Here is a 19,631-nt window from a genome sequence, read left to right on the forward strand (position 1 = left end):
CCATGGAAATCCAGCTGTCGCGCGATCAGCAAAAGCAGCTTGAGCAATACGCGGCCTCTCGCGGCATCACCCCCGAAGAGGCAGCCACAGAGCTGGCGCGAGGCGAACTTGGGCGCCGCTACCGGCTTCCGCGAAGTAACGGCGAAGTTGTCCCTTTTCAGGGCCTGAAACGTCCCGAAGACTCCACGAGGTAGTACCGATGAGCAGCACGCTCGCGCGCTCCACCGATCCGCACACCAGCCATGCCGCCGCTGCCGACCTCGTCGCCAGCGGCGCGCTTCGTGTCCAGCATGCCAAGACCGAGGCTGCGGTGATCCGCCATCCTGGCCAGAGCAGCCTGCACCTGTCGACGCTGACTGGCCTTGATCGCCACATGTTGGGTCGCCGACTGCCTGAGCTGGCCCGCGAGGGACGCATTTGGCGCGGCCCAACCGCGCCGTGCGCAACCACCGGCAAGCCCGCATGCACCTGGTGGCCGGTTGCGCCGGGCGAGAACCTGACGCTGGGGCTTTGACATGTCGACCATCATCATGTCGCAGTGCTGGCCGCTGCAGGGGCTGAGCGTCACGCAGAAGGCTGTGCTGATCTCGCTGGCTGATCAGGCCAACGACGACGGTGTGTGCTGGCCGGCGGTGGGAACCATCGCCGCGCGCTGCTGCATGTCGGCGCGCGCTGTGCGTACGGCAATGGATCACCTGGAGGCCGTCGGCCTGCTGACCCGTGACCGCCGGTTCAACAGCAGCACGGTCTACAAGGTCACTCCGGCCAACTTCGACAAGGCCGCTGCGCCGTCGAAGGCTGGCCGTAAGTCTGGAAAAGCAGGTACTGCACCGGGCGCATGGGCTGCGCCCCATGCAGGGGGTGCGCCCGCTGCAGGCGGGGATGCGCCCCATGCAGGGGGGGATGCACCGGGCGCAGGTCTAGGGGTGCGCCCCGTGCCGCCTAACCGTCATATAACCCTCAATGAACCGTCAGGAGAACCGTCATTTCCGGCGGGCCTGCCGGCCGCGCCGCTGGAGGTGGTTTCCGAGACCGACCTACAGGCTGCGTGCCGTGCTACCTGGGCGGCCTACGCCAGTGCCTACCGTGACCGCCACGGTGTGGCACCGGTGCGCAACGCCAAGGTGAACAGCAACGTCCGGCAAATCGTGCAGCGCCTCGGCCACGGCGAAGCCCCGCTGGTGGCCGCGTGGTTCCTGACCGTCAACGAGCGCTACGTGGTGCAGAACATGCACGACCTGGGCGCGCTGCTGGCGAAGTGCGAGGCATACCGCACGCAGTGGGCCACCGGTCGGCAGATGACGCAGGCCAGTGCTCAGCAGCAGGACCAGACGCAGTCGAACGCCAACGCGGCGGAAGAGGCGAAGGAGCTGCTGCGGAAGATTAAGGGGAGCAGCCATGCTCAGTGACTTCGAGCAGGAGCGTCTTGTCGAACTGCTGGTGGCAACGGCCGAGGTAATCGGCGACCGGATCAGCCCCAGCGCCGCCGTGTTCATGGTTTCGGACCTAGCGCAGTACCCGCTGCCGATGCTGGAGCGCGCGCTGGCGTCGTGCCGCCGGGAGCTGAAGGCGCGGCTTTCGCTGGCGGCGATCCTCGAACGCATCGAGGACGGCCACCCGGCACCGAACGAGGCATGGGCCAACGCGATCCGCGCGGCCGACGAAGGTGCGACCGTGGTGTGGACTGAGCAGACCCGCGATGCGTGGGCGGCGGCGCTGCCGCTGGTGCAGGCGGGCGACAAGATCGCGGCTCGGCCGGCATTCCTGGAGGTCTACACCCGGCTGGTGAAGGAGGCGCGCGCTGCACACAGGATCGCCACCTACCAGCTATCGCTTGGCGGCGACGTATCCGGTCGGGACAGCGTACTGCGGGAAGCGGTGGCCGCTGGCCAGCTGTCGAAGGAACAGGTGGCGGAGTACCAGGCACTTCCGCCCGCCACCCCAGCCTTCAACCCGCTGGCGCTCCTGGCCGGAACGGTTGAGGCATCGCCGACAGCGGACGAACGGACCCGTTCGCGCCTGGCCGAGATCGTCGCGCTGCTGGAGGGCAAAGCAGCATGAGCCCTGACCACTTCAACGTCGAAGTGCGCCCTGTGAGCGAGCCGGTCGCCGAGGCGGGCTGGTATCTGGCCTACGGCTATGGGATCAAGCCGATGGTGGTCTACGCGACGCGCGGGATGACTATCTGGCGCGATGGAATGCGGCGGATCCCGATCACTCGCTATGCCGGCCCGATCCCGGAGCTGCGCTGATGTGGTCGAACGCACCGCCGCCGACCAGTGCAGAGGCAGCGCGAATCGAGCTGGCGAAGACGGGGCCGTGCATGGCGTGCCTCGTTCGCTACGCGCAAGGCCTGATGGCGAAGAAGCACGTGATCTACGGCTGCGAATACAACCACGCCAAGTCGGGAAACATCCGGCGCGGCCATTTCTTCGGCTACGCGCTGTGCCAGTGGCATCACCAGCGCTACCGAATGGAACACATGACGCAAAAGCAAATGGTGGCCCGCTGGGGCCCGCCGCTGCACTGGTCCAAGAGATTCCACGAGGCGTTCGGATCCGACGACGACCTGATCGCACAGCAGACCTACATCAACGAATTGAGGGCGGCAGCATGAAGAAGACGAAGGCCAGGGCGCCGAGGACCAACCCCCAGCGTGCGCCCCGCGAGCGGCGGATGGACCACAACACGGTGTCCCGGCCCAAGCGAGCCAAGGCACGTGTGCTCGCCGATGGCCCGGCCGAGACGGTGGAGCAGTTCAAGGCGCGCGGCGGAAAGGTGCAGCACCTGTCGGCCAGCTGGGAGCAGCGCGCATGAACACCGTGTTCCGCGTGGGCCAGTTGGTCGTGGTGAAGGAAGACCCGGACGTGTTCCCGTTCTGTGGCGAGATCGCACGTGTTTCCATTCTCGATGTCCCTTGTATGGATGGAATAGGAATGGAGGTGGTCAGCGATCACCTGGGCCGGTTCAAGGGCACCTACGAGCAGTTTGAGCCAGTTCCTGAACTCAAGGGGATGCACTGATGGACGCCATCGAGAAGCGGGCGCGGTTCGACGCCTGGGTGAAAGCTTCCGGATCCTATAGCTGGAACGGCTTCAACCGCATGGAGGATATGTGGGACGCATGGCAGGCCGCCCTCACGCCGCCCGAGGGCTATGTGCTGGTGCCGGTGGAGCCGACTGAAGCGATGGTTGATCGCGCAACTTGGGAGGAAGTCGGGGGGCATTGCAGCAGCTGCACGGCGTGGGCAGCGAGCCCCAGCGACGCTCGCAGGGTTTGGGCCGCCATGCTCGCCGCTCGCCCGGAGGTGCCTTCGTGATCGGCTGCAATCTGACGGAGATGGAGGCCCTCAAAAGGCCCGCACTGAATGACCACGAGGCGCGATCGCGCGCTGCACGAGCAATCCACCAAGGGGAAGGCGCATGGAAATGAACAAGGCACGCGAACTGCTGGCAAGCCGCATGGGGCCGGCCACGCAGAGGTTCGACGCATGCGGCGGCGGCGGACGCCCCGAGCTGACGACGCAGGACATTGCCGCTGCCATGGCGTACGTGCAGGACGGGCTTGGCCGGGAGCTGATGGAGGCGCTGTGGTGGCCAGAGAGCGCTTCTCGCCGCCGCGAGCACCTGCGCAAAGCGGTAATCGGGCTGGTGGCCCCGGAGTTCATCCGGCAGATGCACGATCTGGCCACCGCGCGGACTGAATTCGGCATCGCCAAGGCATGCATGGGGTGGGGTGGCGGTCAGGTGACGGATGCGCAGCGGCGCGAACTACTGAGGACCGAGACCGCGCTGGATGAGGCGCGCGCTGCGGCCTGGCCGAACAACACCATGGAGCAGCTTGGGGTGCTGGCCGGCGCAGTGATTGCGGAGATGGCCAGCTGTGGCTGCTGCAAGACGTGCCAAGGCACGCGGGTTCAGGCCGCGCCGACGGGGAGCGGAGTCGTTGAATGCGAGGCATGCGGCGGCATGGGGCTGGAGCAGCTCAGCGGCCGCAAGCGCGGGGTGGCGATCGGCGCTGACGATGCGGCGTATCGACGGTTCTGGCGCCCGGTGTACGAATGGATGCTTGAGCGCATGCGTAGTGCGGAGCATGTTGCTGCCGAGCAGTTCTCCCGCGCGCTGAATCGCGCTGCGTAGTGAGGACTTGCAGGGTCCGCAGAATGGCGGGCAAATTGACCACCATCCAGACGCAAGCCCCGGCCCAGCCGGGGCTTTTTCTTTTCCGGAGACGCTATGGCGCAGATCACTCCCCAACAGGCTGGCGGCGTGAACGTCGTGGCCTTCCTCGACATGCTGGCCTGGTCCGAAGGTACGGACAACGGCCGGCAGCCGACCAACGACCGCGGCTATGACGTGCTGGTCGGTGGTGGCTTGTTCCGTGGCTACGCTGACCATCCGCGCGCGGTGGTGGATCTGCCGCGGCTGAAGATCCAGTCGACCGCAGCCGGCCGCTACCAGCTGCTGCGCCGCTACTACGACGCCTACAAGAAGACGCTCGGCCTGAAGGATTTCTCGCCGCTGAGCCAGGACCTGATCGCGCTGCAGCAGATCCGGGAGCGTCGCGCGCTGCCGTTGATCCAAGCGGGCAGGATCCCCGAGGCCATCAAGGCGGTCAGCAACATCTGGGCGAGCCTGCCCGGCGCTGGCTACGGCCAGCACGAACAGAAGCTTGCCGACCTGTTGGCCGTGTACCGCAAGGCCGGCGGGACGGTGGCGCCATGATCGGGGTCGACGTGGATTGGCAGGCAATCGGCACGGCCGTCGGCGGCCTGATGGTTGGGGCTGGCGGTGTGGCGCTGTGGTGGCGCAAGCAGTTCGTAGAGACAGCCAGGGAAGGAGCCGAGGTCAACGTGATCCAGCTGATGCGCGAGGAAGTGACCCGGCTGGGCGAACGAGTAGGGCGGATGGAAGCCAGGGAGCTGCGCCTGATCCGCCACATCTACCGGCTTGAAGGATTGATGCGGGCGGCCGGGTTGGAGCCGCCGCCGTTCGACCCGGAGAGCGACACGATCAAGGCAGGAGGTTCGGAATGAATGATCGGTGGAATGTCCGCATCTGGCTAAGAGACTGGTTGAATAAGCCATCGAAGGCAAGGCTGGCTGAGCGACGGACCGCCGAAACGGCCGCCGCCAGGACGTTGGTCGCGCAGGGCGATAACCGGAGTCGGAGATGCCGCTACGGATTTGAACTGGATTCCTCTGCGCGGATTACTGGTCTGCGAGGTCCAGAGCAGCATGGTGAACCGATGTGCTGAGCACCCTTCGGACCTCGCGGAAATCGGCCATAAACTGATCCGAGGCCCCTTGCTGTGCCAAGGATGCGGCAGTCATATCCATAACTCGATCTATTTCCGCCGCGACCTGTTCGGCCGGCCGCCCCCAGCTGCGAAGCGTCGCTGTTAGTGCCACTTGGCATGCAACAGCAAGTCCGCTCGTGTGTTCGAGATTCGATCGCAGACTCGCTACCTGAGCTTTCAGCTCCTCGATCGTGAAACGCGCTTCTTCGTCCATGTCGCCCTCCTTGGGCTGTGTCGGTCGCACGCACAGCGTACCCCAAGGAGGGCGACCCATTCCTGTAGGTGCCCAATGCTGGACCCACTACGCCCATACGCCGACCTTCTAAAACTGCTGGCGGCACTGGCGCTGGCTGGCGGTCTGTTCGTGACCGGCTGCCAGCGCGGTGAAGATCGCCAGTTTGCAAAGGACCAAGCCACCATCACCAAGGCCGACCGGGCGCGCGCTGCAGCAGAGGCTGACGCGGCCGAGAATTTGCGCGCGGCCACCGCTGCCGGCCAGCTGCTGCAGGAAGTGAACCGGCAGACCCAGGCATCGATCGATGACGCGGCCCGGCAGAGAGCGGCAGCCAATGAGGCCGCGCGCCGGGCGGAGGCGGCAGCAGCCGAGAGTAAGCGCCGCGCAACAGTGGCGGAGCGCGCGCTGCAGGACGCGAAGAACCAGCCGGGATGCCGGCAACAGCTGGAGCAGAAGCTATGCGACGCCATTCCATTGCTGTGATCCTGGCCGCGGCGCTGCCGCTGTGCGGGTTCGGCAGCTGCAGCAAGACCGGCAAGCCGGATATTCCGCAGGTGGTGTACGTCACGGTGGATAAGCCTGTGGCGCCGCCGGCCGAACTGACCCAGCCGTGTCCGATCACCCGGGCCCAGGAGCGGTCTGTGGAGAAGGTGGTGTCGGCCTACAACGCCAACATCCTGAGCCTGCAGCAGTGCAACAAGCAGCTGGGCGAGATTCGCCAGTTGGGCGGTGGACCGGTAGATCCATGAATCGCAGGGTGCTGGCTCTTGGCCGGTTGAAGACCGGCGAGATGAACAAGACCGAGGCCGCGTATGCCGAACGGCTACGCGCGCTGCAGGCTGCTGGCGAGATCCAGTGGCACCGGTTCGAGGGCCTGAAGCTGCGTCTGGCAGACAACACCTTCTACACGCCGGACTTTGCCGTACTCGAGGCCGACGGTGTCATGGCCTGCCACGAAGTGAAGGGCCACTGGCAAGACGATGCCAGGGCCAAGATCAAGATTGCCGCGGCCATGTACCCATTCCGCTTCATTGCGGTGAAGGCCAAGTCCAAGCGGGATGGCGGCGGCTGGGCAGTGGAGGAGTTCTGACCCTACCGGTGCTCCTTGAGTAGCTCCTGTAGCTGGCTCGCGAGGTAGGAGATATCGGAGGACGGCCCGTAGAGGCCTGTGACCCACTCCGACGGCGGGGCATTCGTCCGCAAAGAGAAGTTGGCAGAGGCCTGCCTGATAGCTGGCTCGTAGAACGCGTCCTCGATCCTGGTCGGCCGTCGCTTCGAGCCGTCGACAGTGCCTGTGTTCGCGCGCTGCTTCAGGTGCGCCTTCAGCTCTACCAGGCGCGCGCGGTAGTCCTGCAGTTCATCCGGAGCAAGGGATCGATGGCGGTCGCCTGCTGCTGCAATCTCTTCAAACTCGTTATGTATCCGGAGCAGCTCGGCAAGTACGAGTCGTGCTTCATGGAGGTCAATGGTGTCCATTCAGTTCAGTCCTGATGACGGCGTCGTCCGTGTGGAAATGTGCGTGCGCGGTGGTAAGGAGGGCGACCTCAACCGGTACATCGCCTCTGGCGCGCTGCGCACTCTGGATTCTATTGCTGCAATGGATCAGGGACCTGCGAGACGAAAGCTGATCGGCTGCCTGATCCGACAGGTGCGATCGCTCAAGCGTAACGAGGATGAGCTGCGATCAGCCGCAATGGCCGGGAGTGCGAAGCAGTGACCGTGGCTCGCGGCCGCAGGACCAGGCAGACCGGCGGCAGTGCCTTCGCCCACCTGTACGGCACGGCACGCTGGCAGCGCACACGCAAGGCGCAGTTGGACCGCGAGCCGCTGTGCAGCCGGTGCAAGGCTCGCGGCCACGTGACGGTGGCGACGGTGTGCAACCACACCAACGGACACCCGGCTGGAGAGACGGCGGAGATGTTCTGGTCTGGCCCCTTCGATAGCCAGTGCGCCGACTGCCACAACGTCGATCAGGCGCGTCTGGAGCGGGGTGCGGTGCAGGTCCGAGGGTGTGACGACGACGGGTGGCCGGTCAGCTGAACGGTTCCACGGCGAAGCGTTTCACGCCGCGCAGGGTAGGGGGGGCAAATTTATGCCATCGCCCGCAGCCTAGACCGACCGTCCCCCCAAATTCGCGTATCCACAATTCACGGGACGACCCTCGAACGGGCCATCCCAGCCAAGAAATCCCGCATTTTCCCGAGGAATTCATGCCAAGGCCCCGATTGCCCGTCGCAAAAGCTGCGACAAGCGGCGCCGCCATCAAGAATCCAGGCCGGCATGCCGGGAGAAAGAGGCCAAAAGGTACGCGCGCCCTGGGCGAGCCGTTCAAAACCATGACGGCTGCCGAAAAGCGGGCGTGGAAGGAATTCGCATCGGAAATGCCATGGCTCAATTCCAGCCACCGGGTGCTTCTTCGCCTGGCGTGTCTCTGGACTGCGCGGATGGAGGACCCCAAAGCCGAATTTGGCGTGTCAGCAACCCAGGCGCTCAGCTCGATCCTTTCGAAGCTGGGCGCCACACCTGTGGATGAATCGAAGGTCTCGCATGGCGGTGACGAAGAAGACCAGGGCGAAGAATTCTTCGGTGGCCCCAGCTCCGGCCGACCGCACTAAGGCGTATGCGCTGGATGTGGTGGCTGGCCGGATCGTTGCCGGCCCCCATGTCCGAAACGCCTGCCGGCGCCACCTGCAGGATCTGATCGAAGGCCCCGAACGGGGCCTTTGCTTTGACCACGGGGCTGCCGAGTACGCATTCCGCTACTTCGAGAACGTCCTGATGCTCTCCGAGGGTCAGTTCGAGGGCCGGAAGTTCGAGCTACACCCTTCGCAGGCGTTCATCATCGGCTCGCTCTTCGGCTGGAAGGGCGCAGACGGGCTTCGCAGGTTCCGTCGCGCGTACATCGAGCAGGGAAAGGGCAACGGAAAGAGTCCGCTGGCCGGTGGGCTGGGCCTGCTGGGGATGACGGCCGCAGGCGAGGCCGGCGCACAGATCTACTCGGCGGCAGCGAAGAAGGACCAGGCGGGCATCCTGTTCGCCGACGCGGTGAAGATGGTCAAGAAGTCGCCGCTCCTGGCCAAGCGCATCGAGTTCGCTGGCGGTGAGGGTCGGGAGTTCAGCATGGCGCACCACGCCAGCGCGAGCTTCTTCCGGCCAGTGTCGCGCGACACGGGGCGGACCGGCTCCGGTCCTCGACCGTTCTTCGTGCTGGTCGATGAGGTGCACGAGCTTCCCGACCGGCGAATCATCGAAATGCTGGAGCGCGGCTTCAAGTTCCGCCGCGAGCCGCTGCTATTCATGATCACCAACTCCGGCAGCGACCGGACCTCTGTGTGTTGGGAGGAGCACGAGCATGCCGTCAAGGTCGCCGCCGGTCATACCGAGGCGGTGAACGATCCGACCTTCGTCGGCGATGTTATCGACGACAGCACCTTCAGCTACGTGTGCAGCTTGGACGACGGCGACGACCCGCTTGAGGACCCCAGCTGCTGGGCGAAGGCGAATCCCCTGTTGGGGGTAACTATCACCGAGCAGTACCTGGCGGGCGTGGTGGCTCAAGCCAAAGCGATCCCCGGGTCACTGAACGGCATTCTTCGTCTGCACTTCTGCGTGTGGACCGATGCGGAGACCGCCTGGATGACGCGCCCAACGCTGGAACCGGCGCTGGCCGACTTCGACCCGCGCATGCATGAGGGGCGCAAGATCTACCTCGGCCTCGACCTGTCGCAGGTGCGCGATATCACCGCGATGGCGGCGGTGGTGGAGACCGGCACCGTCCCGGTGGAGGTGGAAGTCGAGGGAGAGAAGCTGGTCATCGAGAAGCCGACATTCGATGCCTGGATCGAGGCTTGGACACCCGGGGACACGCTGGATGCACGGCAGCTGCAGGACAAGCTGCCCTATCGCACCTGGGTCAATGGCGGATTCCTGCATGCGCCGCAAGGGCAGGCCATCAACTTCCGGCACGTGGCCCAGGTCATGGCCGAGTACGACAACCGTTATGACGTGCAGCTGGTCGCGTATGACCGCTACGCGTTCCGCCGCTTCGAAGAGGAGGTCAACGACATTGGCCTATCTGTGACCTTCGCGGAGCACCCGCAGGGCGGTTGCAAAAAGGGCAAGCCACTGGAAGCGGCGGTGGAAGCCGCCGAGCAGTCGGGGCAGCCCGTACCTGAAGGCATGTGGATGCCCGGATCGCTGCGCCTGCTGGAAGAGGCGCTGCTGGAGGGTCGCCTGCGCCTGCGCCGCAACCCGGTTCTGGTGTCCGCAATCATGTCCGCCGTCATCGAATCGGACCGCTGGGGCAACAGCTGGCTGTCGAAGGCCAGATCGGCAAACAAGATCGACGCCGCGGTGGCCCTTTGCATGGCCATCGGCGCGGCACACGCCATGCCACCGGATGCCGGCGGCATAGACGACTACCTGGAAAACGGCTTCTTTGGACTGATCGGATGACTACCTTTCGCTGGTACAACCCGCTGAGCTGGCGGTTCTTCGGATACGACGACCCTGCCACCGGCAACTACGTGGAGGTCGACCTATCCACCGGTGGCCGAGGCACCAAGGCGGGCGTCCGGGTGACGCCCAAGAAGGCGCTGACGGTCAGCATCGTCTGGTCGTGCGTGAAGGTGCTGTCCGAGTCCGCCGCGGGTCTGCCTTGGAAGCTGTATGAGGACAAGAGCGGCGTGCGAGCGCTGGTCAAGGGAACCAGCCCGCAGCGCCGACGGCTGCTGCGCCTGTTGAGCAAGCCCAACCCCTTCATCAAGTGGTTGGACCTGATCAAGGCGGTTGTGGTGAACATGGCCTTGCGTGGCAACGCATTCATCATAATTCGACGTGATGACAGCGGTGAATGGATCGGCCTGATTCCGGTGGGGGTGGACAACGTTCGAATCGACACCGACTACGGCTTGGTTTACTGGGCGATCATCAACGGCAGCGAAACCCCGGTTTCCCCGGAGAACATGCTGCACTTCAAGCTGTTCAGTTCCGACGGCATCGTTGGCCTGTCACCGGTGGAGTACCAGGCTGAAACCATCGGCCTGGCGCGCGCTGCGCAGGATTGGTCCGCCCGCTTCATGCGCAAGGGTGGCTTTACCGGTGGATACATCATCTATCCCGGCTTCCTGACGAAGGAGCAGCAGGCGCAAATCAAGGCGAAGCTGCCTGATATCCGCCAGGGCGATGTGGACGACCTCGGCAAGATGGCCATCCTGCAGGGTGGGCCGACGATCACGCCGGCCGGCCTGACCCAGAAAGACAGCCAGTTCATCGAATCGCAGCAGTTCCAGGAGGAGGCGCTCGCCGGTATCTGGGGCGTTCCGCTGTACCTGACCAACCGCGCTCGCTCCACTTCGGTGCTGGGCTCCAATTTGGAGCAGCAAACCAGCGGCTTTGTCACCTTCGGCCTGAAGCCTTACCTCGACGCGATCGAGAGCGAGATCAACGACAAGCTGTTCGCCGATGGCGACATGTTCGTGGAGGCCGTCGTAGAGGGGCTCCTGCGCGCCGACAGCGGAGCGCGAGCCAACTACTACAAGACCGCCCTTGGCGGCTCCGGCGGCTCGGGCTGGATGGCCATCAACGAGGTCAGGGTGAAGGAGAACCTGCCTGTGCTGGAAGGCGAGCAATACAACCAGGTCACACGGTGGACCAGCAACAAGCCCGATTCCAGTAACGACGACACAACGGGAGATCCCGCCAATGCTTAGCAAGTATTCCTGCCCGTTCGAGGTCAAGGCGGCAGACGATTCCGGCAACTTCGAGGGCTATGCCTCGGTGTTCAACAACGTGGACCTCGGTGAGGACCTGATCCTGCCGGGCGCGTTCGTCAAGGTGAAGACGACTCGGACTGGCCGACTGCGCCTGGCGCTGCACCACAACCTGACCCGGCTGATCGGCGATGCCGAGTTCAAACAGGATGGCAACGGCCTGCACTTGAAGGGCAAGGTCAACCTCAACGTCAGCTACGCCAAGGACGCCTACGAGCTGATGAAGGCCGGCACCTTGGACGAAATGTCAGTCGGCTTCAACACGCTGGAGGACGCGATCGAGAACCGCGAGGGCCGGCGGGTGCGCGTCATCAAGAAGGCCGAATTGTGGGAGGCATCGGTCGTCCCCTTCGGCATGAACCCGGAAGCACAGGTGATGAGCGTCAAGTCCGATGTTCGCGCCTTCGAATCGGCCCTGCGCGAACGCATGGGGCTGTCCCAGAAAGAGGCGGCGGCCGTCGCCTCGCTCGGCTTTCCCGCAATCCACCGTGACGGTGGGATTGGGGACACGGAGACCGTGAAGCAGCTGCAGCAACTCGGCACATCCATCGAATCCATCTTCAAAGGAATGCACCAATGAGCGAGAACATCAGCGATATCCGTGAGGGTCTGGAAAAGCAGCTGAAGGACGGCTTCGCCGGCCTGCAGAAGAAGTACGACAGCGCCTCGGCCGAGATCGAGAAGGGCAACCAGGTCACCACCGATCTGAAGAAGCAGATCCAGACCGCCACCGACGAGATCCAGAAGGTGGTCGACAAGGTGCTGAAGCTGGAAGAGAAGGGCATCGGCCTGGGCAACCAGCCCGGTACGAAGAAGGGCTTCATCGACTTCATCAAGGGCAACGACGAGTACAAGGCGCTGCAGGGCCGCGAGAAGTCGGCGGCCGAGATCGAGATCAAGAAGGACGAGCTGGCGTCCATGCAAGAAACCAAGGCCGTCACCAGCGCCGGCATCGTCGTGCCGAACTACGACCCGACCATCCAGCCGGGCATCCGCCAGGAACTGCGCATCCGCGATCTGATCCCGTCGATCTCCGTCACCGGCCAGAGCTATACCTACTTCCGCGAGAAGTTGCATACCCGTGGTGCTGGCCCGGTCGGCGAAGGTGGGACCAAGCCGCAGAGCAACGTTACTTTCGAGCAGAAGACCGACCTGGTGAAGAAGCTGGCGGTCTGGATCCCGGTCACCGACGAAGCTCTGGACGACGTGCCGCAGATGTACGGCTACCTGCAGCAGCTGCTGCGTTACGACCTGAAGCTGGAAGAAGAAGTCCAGATCCTGAAGGGCGACGGCCTGGGCAACAACCTGCCCGGCCTGATGACTGATGCCACGGTGTTCGACGACGCCCTCTCGAAGGCAAGCGACACCTCGATCGACACTGTCCGCCGCGCGATCTACCAGGTGCGCAAGCAGTCGAAGCTGTCGGCCGACGCCACGGTGATGACCGAGCTGGACTGGATGAACATCGAGCTGGAGAAGGACAGCCAGAACCGCTACCTGTTCGCCAACCTGCAGGGCTTCGTGACCCCGATCTTGTGGGGCCGGCCGGTGGTCGCCTCGGACAGCATGGACGAAGGCGACGGCACCACCACCGGTGGCGAGTTCCTGGTCGCCAACTTCCAGCGCGGCGCCACGATCTACGACCGCATGAGCTTCCTGTTCAAGGTCGGCCTGATCAACGACGACTTCGTGAAGAACCAGCGCGTATTGCTGGTCGAAGAGCGCCTGGGCCTGGCCAAGCGCCGCGTCGAGGCATTCGTGAAGGGCCGCTTCAAGCCGCAGGCGTGATAGCGAGCTGATCCCGAACGAGGCCGGCCACGTGCCGGCCTCTCTCTTTCTATACGGAGCAGGAACATGAAGATCAAAGCCGAATGGGGCTTCCGCGGCGACGCCCCGAAGCTTAATGCCGAGTCCGCCGATGTGAAGGCTGGCGACGTGTTCGACGGCGTGGATCCGGAATACGGGCACGCGCTGGTCGGCAAGGGTCTGGTGGTACAAGTTCACGAAGGTGCTGCACCCCAGGAGACGAAACCGGCCCGACCCAGCGAACTGAAGACGGGCGAGGGCGGCGGTGGGGTCGAAACCTCCAGTACTGAAGGAGCGACCGACGCTGCAGGCAACCAGTCTGGCGATGGTGAAGCGTCCGGCGGTGCCGGTCCGGCCGAACCCGTCACCGGCGGCGCAGCCTCTGGTGCGCCGACCACTTCCGACCAGGGCGGTGCCGACAAGAAGGCGCTCTTGATCCAGCAGCTCGAGGCCGCCGGCGTCGAGTTCGACCGCCGCTGGGGTGCTGATCGCCTGGCAGCAGTTCTGGCCGAAGCCCAGAAGAAGGATCCCGCCTGATGGCCGTCACCCTCGACCTGGAACTGGTGCGCAAGCAGTGCAACATCGTTGCCGACGTGGACGACGCCCTGCTGCAGCAGTACGTGGCAGCCGCGCTGGCGCACATCGAGCAGCACTGCGACCGGAGGCTGGTCGAGGGTGAGCCTGCCGGCCCGGATGAGATGAAGCTGTCGCCAGACGTGTTGCAGGCTGCACTTCTGCTGGTGGGGCATTGGGTCGCCAACCGTGAGGCGATTGTGGTCGGCGAGGTATCCACTGAGGTGCAGTTCGGCGTCGAGCGACTCCTCTGGTATAGGAAGACATTCTGATGCGCGCCGGCTTGCTCAATCGAAAGGTCCGGGTGGAGCGCCCGGCGTCAGGAACGGATGACTGGGGTCAACCAGCCCAAGGATGGGAGCTGGTCGACGAGATCATGGTCAGCGTTGTCGGAGAAACCGGTCTCGGGGCAATTCGCGCCGGCCTCCAAGGCGGCGTCCCGGCATCGATCTCCCGATACAGCTTCATGGCCAGGTATCAGACCGTGAGGGCGCTGGGGATCGATGCAACGATGCGGATCCTTTTCGACGGCCTAGTGTTTGAGGTGAAGGGGATCACCCGTGACCTCAACCGCAGGGATCGCGCCTTCATTGTTACCGAGGAGGGAGGAAACAGCGGATGAGCATCAAGGCGAACGTTGACTTCTCCGGCGCGGTGAGGGGTCTGGAGGCACTTCTCGACTCCCGCGTCAGCCTCGCACGTTCCATGGGCGTTGCCGGTGGCCAGGTCATTCGGGATGAAGTGAAGTTGCGTGCACCGGTGGGCACGGAGGAGAGGGGTAGCCTGCGCCCCGGAAGTCTTCGCGACGCGATCTACCTGGCGTACCGTGATGGTCGATCCACCGACAGTCGGCAGATTTACTCAATTTCCTGGAACGCCAAGAAGGCGCCCCACGGGCACTTGATCGAGTTCGGGCACTGGCAAACGCACGCGGTCTATAAGGACAAGGACGGCTCCTGGACGCTGGGTGCGCCGCTGGCGCAGCCCAAGTGGGTTCCGGCCAAGCCCTTCGTGCGGCCAGGCTACGAGGCGTCCCTGGCGCGCGCGCAGGCGGCGATGGTGGAAAGGGGGAGGGATCGGCTTCCCGAACTGTTGCGTGAGGCACGAGGAGGCAGCGGATGAGCTACGAACCGTCCCTCCATGCCCTGATTGCGCCATTGGTACAGGGACGCTTCTATCCCGACGTTCCGCCGGACCAGCCGGTCTTCCCGTTTGCGCTCTATCAGCAGGTCGGAGGCCAGGCCCTGTGGTTCCTCGAAGGATCAATGCCGGACCACAAGCATGCGCGGGTGCAGATCACCATATGGTCCAAGTCCAGGCCCGAGGCCAACACGCTAATCCGTCGTATCGAGGATGTGATCTGTACCGGCGTTCCACATTCCGAGCCCTATGGCGCCGCAGTCGCCATGTACGAGGCGCCCATCAAGGCATACGGCGCCCGTCTCGATTTCGGGCTCTGGTTCCCTGACCCGTAAGCGACCCATCAACCCCGTCTCAGCCCGGCCATGCGCCGGGCTTTTCGTTTTCAACCAGAGGAAGACAACACATGGCACTCAAGCTCCCGAAGGGCACCCAGTTCGGCTTCGCGCCGGTGCTGGCCACCAAGATCGCAACCACCGGCATCTCCAAGGCGGCGCCGGCATTGGCGAGCATTGCCGCCGATGCAGTCGACACCGACGACGTGGTGGTGCTGGAGATCCCGGGCTGGCCGGCCCTGAATAACCGCACGACCCGCGCTGGCGCCGAATCCACCGGTGCAATCGAATTGCTCGGCACCGACACCACCGATACCACCCTGTACCCGGGCACCAGCGGCGCCGGCTCGCTGCGCAAGGCGGCCGCCTTCATCGACCTGGACCAGCAGGGCGATCCGACCACCGCCGGCGGAGAACAGCAGTACTGGAGCGGGACACTGCTGGAGGACCCGACCGGCCGCCAGATCCAGATCCCGACCTTCAAGAACGCCAAGACCATCACCATCCCGCTCTACTACGACCCGTCCAAGCCCTGGTATCCGGCGTTGAAGACGGTCGACGCCAAGGGCGAGCCGGTCGTGCTGCGGGCCAAGCTTGCCGGCGGTGACGTTCTGTACTGGTATGGCTACCTGAGCTACGACGGTGACCCGACCATGACCGCGAATACCCCGATGGGCACCACCGCGACGTTCACGGCCTTGGCCGATTCGATCCTGGTGGAGGGCGCCTGATGTTCAAGGTAAAGGCCCCGGAGACCTTCAAGGCATCGTTGACCATCGTCGGCCACGGCCGCGAGCAGAAGCTCAACCTGATCTATCGGCACCTGACACAGGAGGCGTACACGGCGCTCCTGCAACGCCTGGCGGGGCAGGAGATCACGCCGGCTCAAGCGATCCTGGACATGGTGGCGGAATGGGATGCGGACGTATCGCTGGATACCGCCGGCGTGGATGAGGCCCTGCAGCAGCAGATCGGCCTGGATGCAGTGATCATCACCGGCTACGCGCAGGCGATCCAGGTGGCCCGCAAGGGAAACTGATCGAGGCGGTGGGGGCGCTGTACTGGCGCGCCCCCACCGAGGCCGAGCTTGCCCAGGTCGGCCTCAAAGCGAAGCACTACCAGCCGCCGGACGTGCAGCTGTGGCCCGAGTGTTCGCTGCCTATCGAGATCTTCTCGCGGGTCTCCACCCAGTGGCGTGCAAGCGCCGGAGGTCCGTTTGGGCTGGACTACAACGTCGTGTTCCAGGAGCTGGACCGCGAAGGGTTGACCGGTGATCGCCGGGCCGAGGTGATGGCCGCGATACGCATCATTGAGGGCGCTGCCCTAACCAAAATTAGCAAGGGCTGACCATGACCGACCAATCAATTGGCGCGGCTCGAATCGACCTGGTCGTCGATACGCAGCAGTTCGACAGTGCGATCACCGCAGCAAAGCGCGGTGTCGCCGACATGTCGGGCAGCGCACAGCAGCAGTATCAGCAGCTGTCGCGCGCTGAGCGCTCGCGCGTCGATACGTTGGTGCGCCAGGCGGACACCCTGGGCATGACCCGGTCCCAGCAGTTGGCCTACAACGCCGCCTTGCGCACGAGTGGGCCGGTGCTGGACGAGATCGTACAGAAGTTGGCCCGCGCTGAAGCTGCGGCCAAGCGCTCCGGAAAGGAGCTGAATGCATACGGTGTCAGCGCGGCCCAGCAGGCAGCGGCAATGCGCGGCGTGCCCGCGCAGATCACCGACATTGCTGTGAGCCTGCAGGGTGGGCAGAACCCGCTGACTGTCTTCCTGCAGCAGGGCGGACAGCTCAAGGACATGTTCGGCGGCATCCGGCCAGCGGCCGCCGCCTTGGCGTCGCAGCTGCTGTCGATGATCAACCCGCTCACAGCCGCAGCCGCGGCGACTGCAGCGCTTGGCGTGGCTTGGTATCAGGTCGGAGAGGCGCAGCGGCAGGCGGAACTGGCGCTGATCACGACCGGAAACTATGCCGGAACCAGTGCCGAGCAGATTGCGGCGCTCGCTCGGCAGATGGACAACCTTGGCGGTGTAACACGAGGCAAGGCCCTGGCGGCCCTGACACAGGTTGCGGCATCAGGCCGGTTCACTGGCGAACAGTTCCGCTTGGTGTCGGAATCAGCGGCCGAAATGGAAGGAGCGACTGGTCAGAGCATCGACTCCACCATCGACAAGTTCAAGGAGCTGGCGAAGGACCCGGTAGAAGGCCTGCTAAAGCTGAACGAGGCCGAGCACTTCCTCACGCGCGCGCAACTGGACCGGGTGACCGCGCTTCAAGAAGAAGGGAGGCAGCAAGAGGCGGTAACGGAGGCGATCCGGATCTATCACGCCAGCCTTGGAGATGTTTCTGCAAAGGCGCGTGAATCCCTTTCGGGAGTCAGCCAGTGGTGGAAGGCAGTAAAGGACGACACCTCATCGGCCTTCAATGAGCTTGGGCGGTACATCGATCTCACTGATCGCCTCCTCACGCGCACCACGGGGGTGAAACGAGGTGCGGTGGCGGAGACGGCATCATTCTTCACCCCGATAGCGGGCCAGGCAAAGCTCGCGGGTGGGTTGCTTGGCGCGGCCAATGACTTCGCCGAGCGGTACTGGGGTCTTGGCCCCAAGCCCACCGTCACGATGGCAGGGATCTACGGCAATGGCGCAGAGGAATCGATCGACAGCGCTGGGGAGCGGAAGCGCCTAGAGCAGCGGAAGAAGGACCAACAGGAATGGGATCGTCTGGCCGGGCAGAACCTGTCCAAGCGCCAGAAGCAGCTCGCCGAAGAGGCGCAGATCGTCGCCCTGGGCAAGAAGCTCGGCAAGGACCAGGCTGATATCGACCGGGAAGTCGCAGCGTCGCGGAAGCAGTTCGCCGAGGCAGAAGCGCGCCGCGGTGGTGGCTCCAAAACAAACCCGGCCACGTCTATCGTTGCCAGAATTCAGCAGCAGGTAGCTCTGAACAAAGAGCAGTCAGGCAGCGAGGAGAAGCTCACTGTCAGCCAGCGCCTGCGGGTGCAGGTGCTGGAAGAACTGGACAGGCTGGGTTCCAAGATTCCCGAAGCGGATCGGAAGCGCATCGGGACGATGCTGGAGGAGCTGAAGGCGACCGGCGACCTGGTGGAGGCCAAGGATAAGCAGAAGAAGACCTTGGAGGCGCTAACCCGCCAGCAGGCCATCTTCGACCAGCAGACCGAGTCACGGCGTCGGGGTAATGAGCTGGACTTGATGAGCTACGGCCGTGGCCAGGACGCGGTCGCCCAGCTGCGCCGGCAGATGGACGTGCAACGGGAGTACGAGGACGAACTGAAGCGCTTGGGCGACCGAAAGGTGGCCACCGATCAGGACCAGTGGGACCAGCTGGCGGCGAATGCGGCTAGGCACAGGGACGAGCAGTTGCAGCTGGAGATGGACTACCAAGCCCGCCGGCTTGCCGCGATGGGAGACTGGCGCAACGGCACCCGAGCCGCCTTCGAGGATTACGCCACGGAGGCGAACAACGCGGCTGGCCAGGCCCATTCCGCGCTGACGAACGCATTCCAGGGCGCGGAAGACGCGCTGGTTCAGTTCGCCATGACCGGGAAGCTGTCGTTCCGCGACCTGGCCAACTCGATCATTGCCGACCTGGCACGTATTGCCGCAAAGCAGGCCATCGTCGGCATTGCCGGGATGATCGCCAGTGCCTGGGGCGGTGGGGTCACTGCTGCGGGGAACGCCGCGGCTACCAGTGGAACGCAGCAGATCAACTCCGACCTTCTCGCGAACATTGGCCGCAATGCCAACGGTGGTGTCTACACATCGCCAAGCCTGTCGGCGTATTCCGGCGGCGTCTACAGCTCCCCGCAGCTTTTCGCCTTCGCGAAGGGAGCGGGCGTGTTCGGTGAGGCCGGGCCGGAGGCCATCATGCCTCTGCAGCGTGGACCAGATGGTCGCCTGGGCGTCGCTGCACATGGCGGCGGCTCAGGGGCGTCACAGGTGAACGTGAACGTCGTGGTGAACAGCGACGGATCGACCGATGTGTCAGCCGACACCCCGATGTGGCAGCAGTTCGGCAAGGAGATCGGGCAGCTGATCGACATGAAGATCAACGATGCGCAGCTCCGGTCCATGAAGGACGGCGGCGCTATGAGGGTGATGGGGAAAGGTTGATGACCGACACATTCAGTTGGAAAGCCACCAGCCAGAGCAGCGGATCAGCGACTGCGTCGGTGAGGCGTGCAAAGTTCGGGGATGGTTACTCACAGCAGGTCGCGGAGGGCATCAATTCCGTTGCCAGAAAGTACCAGGTGAGCTTCGTTGCGCCCAAGGCCGTGATCACCGAGATCATTGCCTTCCTCGATGCACACGCCGGCATGTCCTTCTGGTGGGCCGCCCCGTGGGGAACGGGCCTCTACTACTGCGACACCTACACCGACTCCCACCTCGGTGGCCTGACCTACAGCGTCACGGCCACCTTCGAACAGACTTTCCAGCCGTAAGGAGAGAA

The 19,631-nt window shown here is 64.4% G+C and carries 32 protein-coding genes; 31 read left to right on the forward strand and 1 reads right to left on the reverse strand.

Going from position 1 to position 19,631, the window contains the following annotated elements; translation table 11 throughout:
* The first annotated feature begins 2 nt into the window (after positions 1-2).
* From AC5P7A_RS17175 to AC5P7A_RS17245, 15 genes are all read left to right on the forward strand, one after another.
* The gene (locus tag AC5P7A_RS17175; protein WP_088476175.1) at positions 3-194 is read left to right on the forward strand and encodes a hypothetical protein; all 192 of its coding nucleotides are present in this window, start codon (positions 3-5) and stop codon (positions 192-194) included.
* A gap of 5 nt (positions 195-199) precedes the next feature.
* The gene (locus tag AC5P7A_RS17180) at positions 200-514 is read left to right on the forward strand and encodes a winged helix-turn-helix domain-containing protein (protein ID WP_164166363.1); all 315 of its coding nucleotides are present in this window, start codon (positions 200-202) and stop codon (positions 512-514) included.
* 1 nt (position 515) lies between these two features.
* Positions 516-1,409: a helix-turn-helix domain-containing protein gene (locus AC5P7A_RS17185; RefSeq protein ID WP_495220382.1), complete on the forward strand. Its 894-nt coding sequence runs from the start codon at positions 516-518 to the stop codon at positions 1,407-1,409.
* The gene (locus tag AC5P7A_RS17190) at positions 1,399-2,061 is read left to right on the forward strand and encodes a hypothetical protein (protein WP_197620969.1); all 663 of its coding nucleotides are present in this window, start codon (positions 1,399-1,401) and stop codon (positions 2,059-2,061) included. Before AC5P7A_RS17185 ends, AC5P7A_RS17190 begins: the two co-directional genes overlap by 11 nt.
* Positions 2,058-2,252 (forward strand): hypothetical protein, encoded by a 195-nt coding sequence (locus AC5P7A_RS17195; RefSeq protein WP_495220383.1) that lies wholly within the window; start codon positions 2,058-2,060, stop codon positions 2,250-2,252. The genes AC5P7A_RS17190 and AC5P7A_RS17195 overlap by 4 nt, the downstream gene beginning before the upstream one ends.
* Positions 2,252-2,617, forward strand: coding sequence for a Ref family recombination enhancement nuclease (locus tag AC5P7A_RS17200; RefSeq protein ID WP_495220384.1), 366 nt, complete (start codon positions 2,252-2,254; stop codon positions 2,615-2,617). The genes AC5P7A_RS17195 and AC5P7A_RS17200 overlap by 1 nt, the downstream gene beginning before the upstream one ends.
* Positions 2,614-2,817 (forward strand): hypothetical protein, encoded by a 204-nt coding sequence (locus AC5P7A_RS17205; RefSeq protein WP_495220385.1) that lies wholly within the window; start codon positions 2,614-2,616, stop codon positions 2,815-2,817. The genes AC5P7A_RS17200 and AC5P7A_RS17205 overlap by 4 nt, the downstream gene beginning before the upstream one ends.
* Positions 2,814-3,023: a hypothetical protein gene (locus AC5P7A_RS17210; RefSeq protein ID WP_495220386.1), complete on the forward strand. Its 210-nt coding sequence runs from the start codon at positions 2,814-2,816 to the stop codon at positions 3,021-3,023. The genes AC5P7A_RS17205 and AC5P7A_RS17210 overlap by 4 nt, the downstream gene beginning before the upstream one ends.
* A complete protein-coding gene (locus tag AC5P7A_RS17215; protein WP_495220387.1) occupies positions 3,023-3,319 on the forward strand; it encodes a hypothetical protein in 297 nt (98 codons plus the stop codon). The genes AC5P7A_RS17210 and AC5P7A_RS17215 overlap by 1 nt, the downstream gene beginning before the upstream one ends.
* 103 nt (positions 3,320-3,422) lie before the next feature.
* Positions 3,423-4,139, forward strand: coding sequence for a hypothetical protein (locus tag AC5P7A_RS17220; RefSeq protein ID WP_321212194.1), 717 nt, complete (start codon positions 3,423-3,425; stop codon positions 4,137-4,139).
* 96 nt (positions 4,140-4,235) lie between these two features.
* Positions 4,236-4,724, forward strand: a complete 489-nt coding sequence (locus tag AC5P7A_RS17225; RefSeq protein ID WP_495220388.1) for a glycoside hydrolase family 24 protein — start codon at positions 4,236-4,238, stop codon at positions 4,722-4,724.
* Positions 4,721-5,035 (forward strand): hypothetical protein, encoded by a 315-nt coding sequence (locus tag AC5P7A_RS17230; protein ID WP_447782358.1) that lies wholly within the window; start codon positions 4,721-4,723, stop codon positions 5,033-5,035. The genes AC5P7A_RS17225 and AC5P7A_RS17230 overlap by 4 nt, the downstream gene beginning before the upstream one ends.
* A 402-nt stretch (positions 5,036-5,437) precedes the next feature.
* Positions 5,438-6,016, forward strand: a complete 579-nt coding sequence (locus AC5P7A_RS17235; RefSeq protein WP_495220389.1) for a hypothetical protein — start codon at positions 5,438-5,440, stop codon at positions 6,014-6,016.
* Entirely contained in the window at positions 5,992-6,282 is a 291-nt protein-coding gene (gene lysC, locus AC5P7A_RS17240) for an Rz1-like lysis system protein LysC (RefSeq protein ID WP_495220390.1), read from the forward strand. Before AC5P7A_RS17235 ends, lysC begins: the two co-directional genes overlap by 25 nt.
* A gap of 41 nt (positions 6,283-6,323) precedes the next feature.
* Positions 6,324-6,623, forward strand: coding sequence for a DUF1064 domain-containing protein (locus tag AC5P7A_RS17245; protein WP_495220391.1), 300 nt, complete (start codon positions 6,324-6,326; stop codon positions 6,621-6,623).
* Between the two features lie 2 nt (positions 6,624-6,625).
* Here AC5P7A_RS17245 and AC5P7A_RS17250 read toward each other — a convergent pair whose 3' ends face one another.
* Positions 6,626-7,009, reverse strand: coding sequence for a hypothetical protein (locus AC5P7A_RS17250; RefSeq protein WP_495220392.1), 384 nt, complete (start codon positions 7,007-7,009; stop codon positions 6,626-6,628).
* On the opposite strand from AC5P7A_RS17250, the gene AC5P7A_RS17255 reads away from it, so the two are divergent.
* The 16 genes from AC5P7A_RS17255 (at position 7,002) to AC5P7A_RS17330 (ending at position 19,623) form a co-directional block, all read left to right on the forward strand.
* Positions 7,002-7,250, forward strand: coding sequence for a hypothetical protein (locus AC5P7A_RS17255; RefSeq protein ID WP_495220393.1), 249 nt, complete (start codon positions 7,002-7,004; stop codon positions 7,248-7,250). The genes AC5P7A_RS17250 and AC5P7A_RS17255 overlap by 8 nt on opposite strands.
* A 619-nt stretch (positions 7,251-7,869) precedes the next feature.
* Positions 7,870-8,148 carry a hypothetical protein gene (locus AC5P7A_RS17260; protein ID WP_495220394.1) on the forward strand — a complete coding sequence of 93 codons (279 nt, stop codon included), beginning with the start codon at positions 7,870-7,872 and terminating at the stop codon, positions 8,146-8,148.
* The gene (locus AC5P7A_RS17265) at positions 8,081-9,988 is read left to right on the forward strand and encodes a terminase large subunit (protein ID WP_495220395.1); all 1,908 of its coding nucleotides are present in this window, start codon (positions 8,081-8,083) and stop codon (positions 9,986-9,988) included. The genes AC5P7A_RS17260 and AC5P7A_RS17265 overlap by 68 nt, the downstream gene beginning before the upstream one ends.
* Entirely contained in the window at positions 9,985-11,244 is a 1,260-nt protein-coding gene (locus AC5P7A_RS17270; protein ID WP_495220396.1) for a phage portal protein, read from the forward strand. The genes AC5P7A_RS17265 and AC5P7A_RS17270 overlap by 4 nt, the downstream gene beginning before the upstream one ends.
* A complete protein-coding gene (locus AC5P7A_RS17275; protein ID WP_495220397.1) occupies positions 11,237-11,884 on the forward strand; it encodes an HK97 family phage prohead protease in 648 nt (215 codons plus the stop codon). Before AC5P7A_RS17270 ends, AC5P7A_RS17275 begins: the two co-directional genes overlap by 8 nt.
* Positions 11,881-13,092, forward strand: a complete 1,212-nt coding sequence (locus tag AC5P7A_RS17280) for a phage major capsid protein (RefSeq protein ID WP_495220398.1) — start codon at positions 11,881-11,883, stop codon at positions 13,090-13,092. The genes AC5P7A_RS17275 and AC5P7A_RS17280 overlap by 4 nt, the downstream gene beginning before the upstream one ends.
* A gap of 66 nt (positions 13,093-13,158) precedes the next feature.
* Positions 13,159-13,647 (forward strand): hypothetical protein, encoded by a 489-nt coding sequence (locus tag AC5P7A_RS17285; RefSeq protein ID WP_262086890.1) that lies wholly within the window; start codon positions 13,159-13,161, stop codon positions 13,645-13,647.
* Positions 13,647-13,955 carry a head-tail connector protein gene (locus tag AC5P7A_RS17290; protein WP_262086888.1) on the forward strand — a complete coding sequence of 103 codons (309 nt, stop codon included), beginning with the start codon at positions 13,647-13,649 and terminating at the stop codon, positions 13,953-13,955. The genes AC5P7A_RS17285 and AC5P7A_RS17290 overlap by 1 nt, the downstream gene beginning before the upstream one ends.
* Entirely contained in the window at positions 13,955-14,305 is a 351-nt protein-coding gene (locus tag AC5P7A_RS17295; RefSeq protein WP_495220399.1) for a head-tail adaptor protein, read from the forward strand. Before AC5P7A_RS17290 ends, AC5P7A_RS17295 begins: the two co-directional genes overlap by 1 nt.
* Entirely contained in the window at positions 14,302-14,805 is a 504-nt protein-coding gene (locus tag AC5P7A_RS17300; protein ID WP_495220400.1) for an HK97 gp10 family phage protein, read from the forward strand. Before AC5P7A_RS17295 ends, AC5P7A_RS17300 begins: the two co-directional genes overlap by 4 nt.
* Positions 14,802-15,158 (forward strand): tail completion protein gp17, encoded by a 357-nt coding sequence (gene gp17, locus AC5P7A_RS17305; protein WP_142234528.1) that lies wholly within the window; start codon positions 14,802-14,804, stop codon positions 15,156-15,158. The genes AC5P7A_RS17300 and gp17 overlap by 4 nt, the downstream gene beginning before the upstream one ends.
* A 71-nt stretch (positions 15,159-15,229) precedes the next feature.
* The gene (locus AC5P7A_RS17310) at positions 15,230-15,889 is read left to right on the forward strand and encodes a phage tail tube protein (protein ID WP_262086882.1); all 660 of its coding nucleotides are present in this window, start codon (positions 15,230-15,232) and stop codon (positions 15,887-15,889) included.
* Positions 15,889-16,197, forward strand: a complete 309-nt coding sequence (locus AC5P7A_RS17315; protein WP_262086881.1) for a phage tail assembly chaperone — start codon at positions 15,889-15,891, stop codon at positions 16,195-16,197. The genes AC5P7A_RS17310 and AC5P7A_RS17315 overlap by 1 nt, the downstream gene beginning before the upstream one ends.
* Before the next feature lie 8 nt (positions 16,198-16,205).
* The gene (locus AC5P7A_RS17320) at positions 16,206-16,505 is read left to right on the forward strand and encodes a DUF1799 domain-containing protein (RefSeq protein ID WP_495220401.1); all 300 of its coding nucleotides are present in this window, start codon (positions 16,206-16,208) and stop codon (positions 16,503-16,505) included.
* A 2-nt stretch (positions 16,506-16,507) separates the two neighbouring features.
* A complete protein-coding gene (locus tag AC5P7A_RS17325) occupies positions 16,508-19,294 on the forward strand; it encodes a phage tail tape measure protein (RefSeq protein ID WP_478439095.1) in 2,787 nt (928 codons plus the stop codon).
* Entirely contained in the window at positions 19,294-19,623 is a 330-nt protein-coding gene (locus AC5P7A_RS17330; RefSeq protein WP_164166308.1) for a phage tail protein, read from the forward strand. Before AC5P7A_RS17325 ends, AC5P7A_RS17330 begins: the two co-directional genes overlap by 1 nt.
* Positions 19,624-19,631: the final 8 nt, after the last annotated feature.

The organism is Stenotrophomonas sp. YJH_SMC_65, assembly GCF_059369475.1.

Excerpts from the sequence above, each read along its gene's own strand:
- lysC (WP_495220390.1), top strand. The coding sequence starts at position 5,992 with ATGCGACGCCATTCCATTGCTGTGATCCTGGCCGCGGCGCTGCCGCTG.
- AC5P7A_RS17195 (WP_495220383.1), top strand. The coding sequence starts at position 2,058 with ATGAGCCCTGACCACTTCAACGTCGAAGTGCGCCCTGTGAGCGAGCCG.
- AC5P7A_RS17265 (WP_495220395.1), top strand. The coding sequence starts at position 8,081 with ATGGCGGTGACGAAGAAGACCAGGGCGAAGAATTCTTCGGTGGCCCCA.
- AC5P7A_RS17175 (WP_088476175.1), top strand. The coding sequence starts at position 3 with ATGGAAATCCAGCTGTCGCGCGATCAGCAAAAGCAGCTTGAGCAATAC.
- AC5P7A_RS17245 (WP_495220391.1), top strand. The coding sequence starts at position 6,324 with ATGAACAAGACCGAGGCCGCGTATGCCGAACGGCTACGCGCGCTGCAG.
- AC5P7A_RS17250 (WP_495220392.1), bottom strand. The coding sequence starts at position 7,009 with ATGGACACCATTGACCTCCATGAAGCACGACTCGTACTTGCCGAGCTG.
- AC5P7A_RS17200 (WP_495220384.1), top strand. The coding sequence starts at position 2,252 with ATGTGGTCGAACGCACCGCCGCCGACCAGTGCAGAGGCAGCGCGAATC.
- AC5P7A_RS17280 (WP_495220398.1), top strand. The coding sequence starts at position 11,881 with ATGAGCGAGAACATCAGCGATATCCGTGAGGGTCTGGAAAAGCAGCTG.
- AC5P7A_RS17295 (WP_495220399.1), top strand. The coding sequence starts at position 13,955 with ATGCGCGCCGGCTTGCTCAATCGAAAGGTCCGGGTGGAGCGCCCGGCG.
- AC5P7A_RS17270 (WP_495220396.1), top strand. The coding sequence starts at position 9,985 with ATGACTACCTTTCGCTGGTACAACCCGCTGAGCTGGCGGTTCTTCGGA.
- AC5P7A_RS17230 (WP_447782358.1), top strand. The coding sequence starts at position 4,721 with ATGATCGGGGTCGACGTGGATTGGCAGGCAATCGGCACGGCCGTCGGC.
- gp17 (WP_142234528.1), top strand. The coding sequence starts at position 14,802 with ATGAGCTACGAACCGTCCCTCCATGCCCTGATTGCGCCATTGGTACAG.
- AC5P7A_RS17180 (WP_164166363.1), top strand. The coding sequence starts at position 200 with ATGAGCAGCACGCTCGCGCGCTCCACCGATCCGCACACCAGCCATGCC.
- AC5P7A_RS17315 (WP_262086881.1), top strand. The coding sequence starts at position 15,889 with ATGTTCAAGGTAAAGGCCCCGGAGACCTTCAAGGCATCGTTGACCATC.
- AC5P7A_RS17290 (WP_262086888.1), top strand. The coding sequence starts at position 13,647 with ATGGCCGTCACCCTCGACCTGGAACTGGTGCGCAAGCAGTGCAACATC.
- AC5P7A_RS17205 (WP_495220385.1), top strand. The coding sequence starts at position 2,614 with ATGAAGAAGACGAAGGCCAGGGCGCCGAGGACCAACCCCCAGCGTGCG.
- AC5P7A_RS17260 (WP_495220394.1), top strand. The coding sequence starts at position 7,870 with ATGACGGCTGCCGAAAAGCGGGCGTGGAAGGAATTCGCATCGGAAATG.
- AC5P7A_RS17210 (WP_495220386.1), top strand. The coding sequence starts at position 2,814 with ATGAACACCGTGTTCCGCGTGGGCCAGTTGGTCGTGGTGAAGGAAGAC.
- AC5P7A_RS17300 (WP_495220400.1), top strand. The coding sequence starts at position 14,302 with ATGAGCATCAAGGCGAACGTTGACTTCTCCGGCGCGGTGAGGGGTCTG.
- AC5P7A_RS17325 (WP_478439095.1), top strand. The coding sequence starts at position 16,508 with ATGACCGACCAATCAATTGGCGCGGCTCGAATCGACCTGGTCGTCGAT.
- AC5P7A_RS17190 (WP_197620969.1), top strand. The coding sequence starts at position 1,399 with ATGCTCAGTGACTTCGAGCAGGAGCGTCTTGTCGAACTGCTGGTGGCA.
- AC5P7A_RS17285 (WP_262086890.1), top strand. The coding sequence starts at position 13,159 with ATGAAGATCAAAGCCGAATGGGGCTTCCGCGGCGACGCCCCGAAGCTT.
- AC5P7A_RS17220 (WP_321212194.1), top strand. The coding sequence starts at position 3,423 with ATGGAAATGAACAAGGCACGCGAACTGCTGGCAAGCCGCATGGGGCCG.
- AC5P7A_RS17185 (WP_495220382.1), top strand. The coding sequence starts at position 516 with ATGTCGACCATCATCATGTCGCAGTGCTGGCCGCTGCAGGGGCTGAGC.
- AC5P7A_RS17330 (WP_164166308.1), top strand. The coding sequence starts at position 19,294 with ATGACCGACACATTCAGTTGGAAAGCCACCAGCCAGAGCAGCGGATCA.
- AC5P7A_RS17225 (WP_495220388.1), top strand. The coding sequence starts at position 4,236 with ATGGCGCAGATCACTCCCCAACAGGCTGGCGGCGTGAACGTCGTGGCC.
- AC5P7A_RS17215 (WP_495220387.1), top strand. The coding sequence starts at position 3,023 with ATGGACGCCATCGAGAAGCGGGCGCGGTTCGACGCCTGGGTGAAAGCT.
- AC5P7A_RS17310 (WP_262086882.1), top strand. The coding sequence starts at position 15,230 with ATGGCACTCAAGCTCCCGAAGGGCACCCAGTTCGGCTTCGCGCCGGTG.
- AC5P7A_RS17275 (WP_495220397.1), top strand. The coding sequence starts at position 11,237 with ATGCTTAGCAAGTATTCCTGCCCGTTCGAGGTCAAGGCGGCAGACGAT.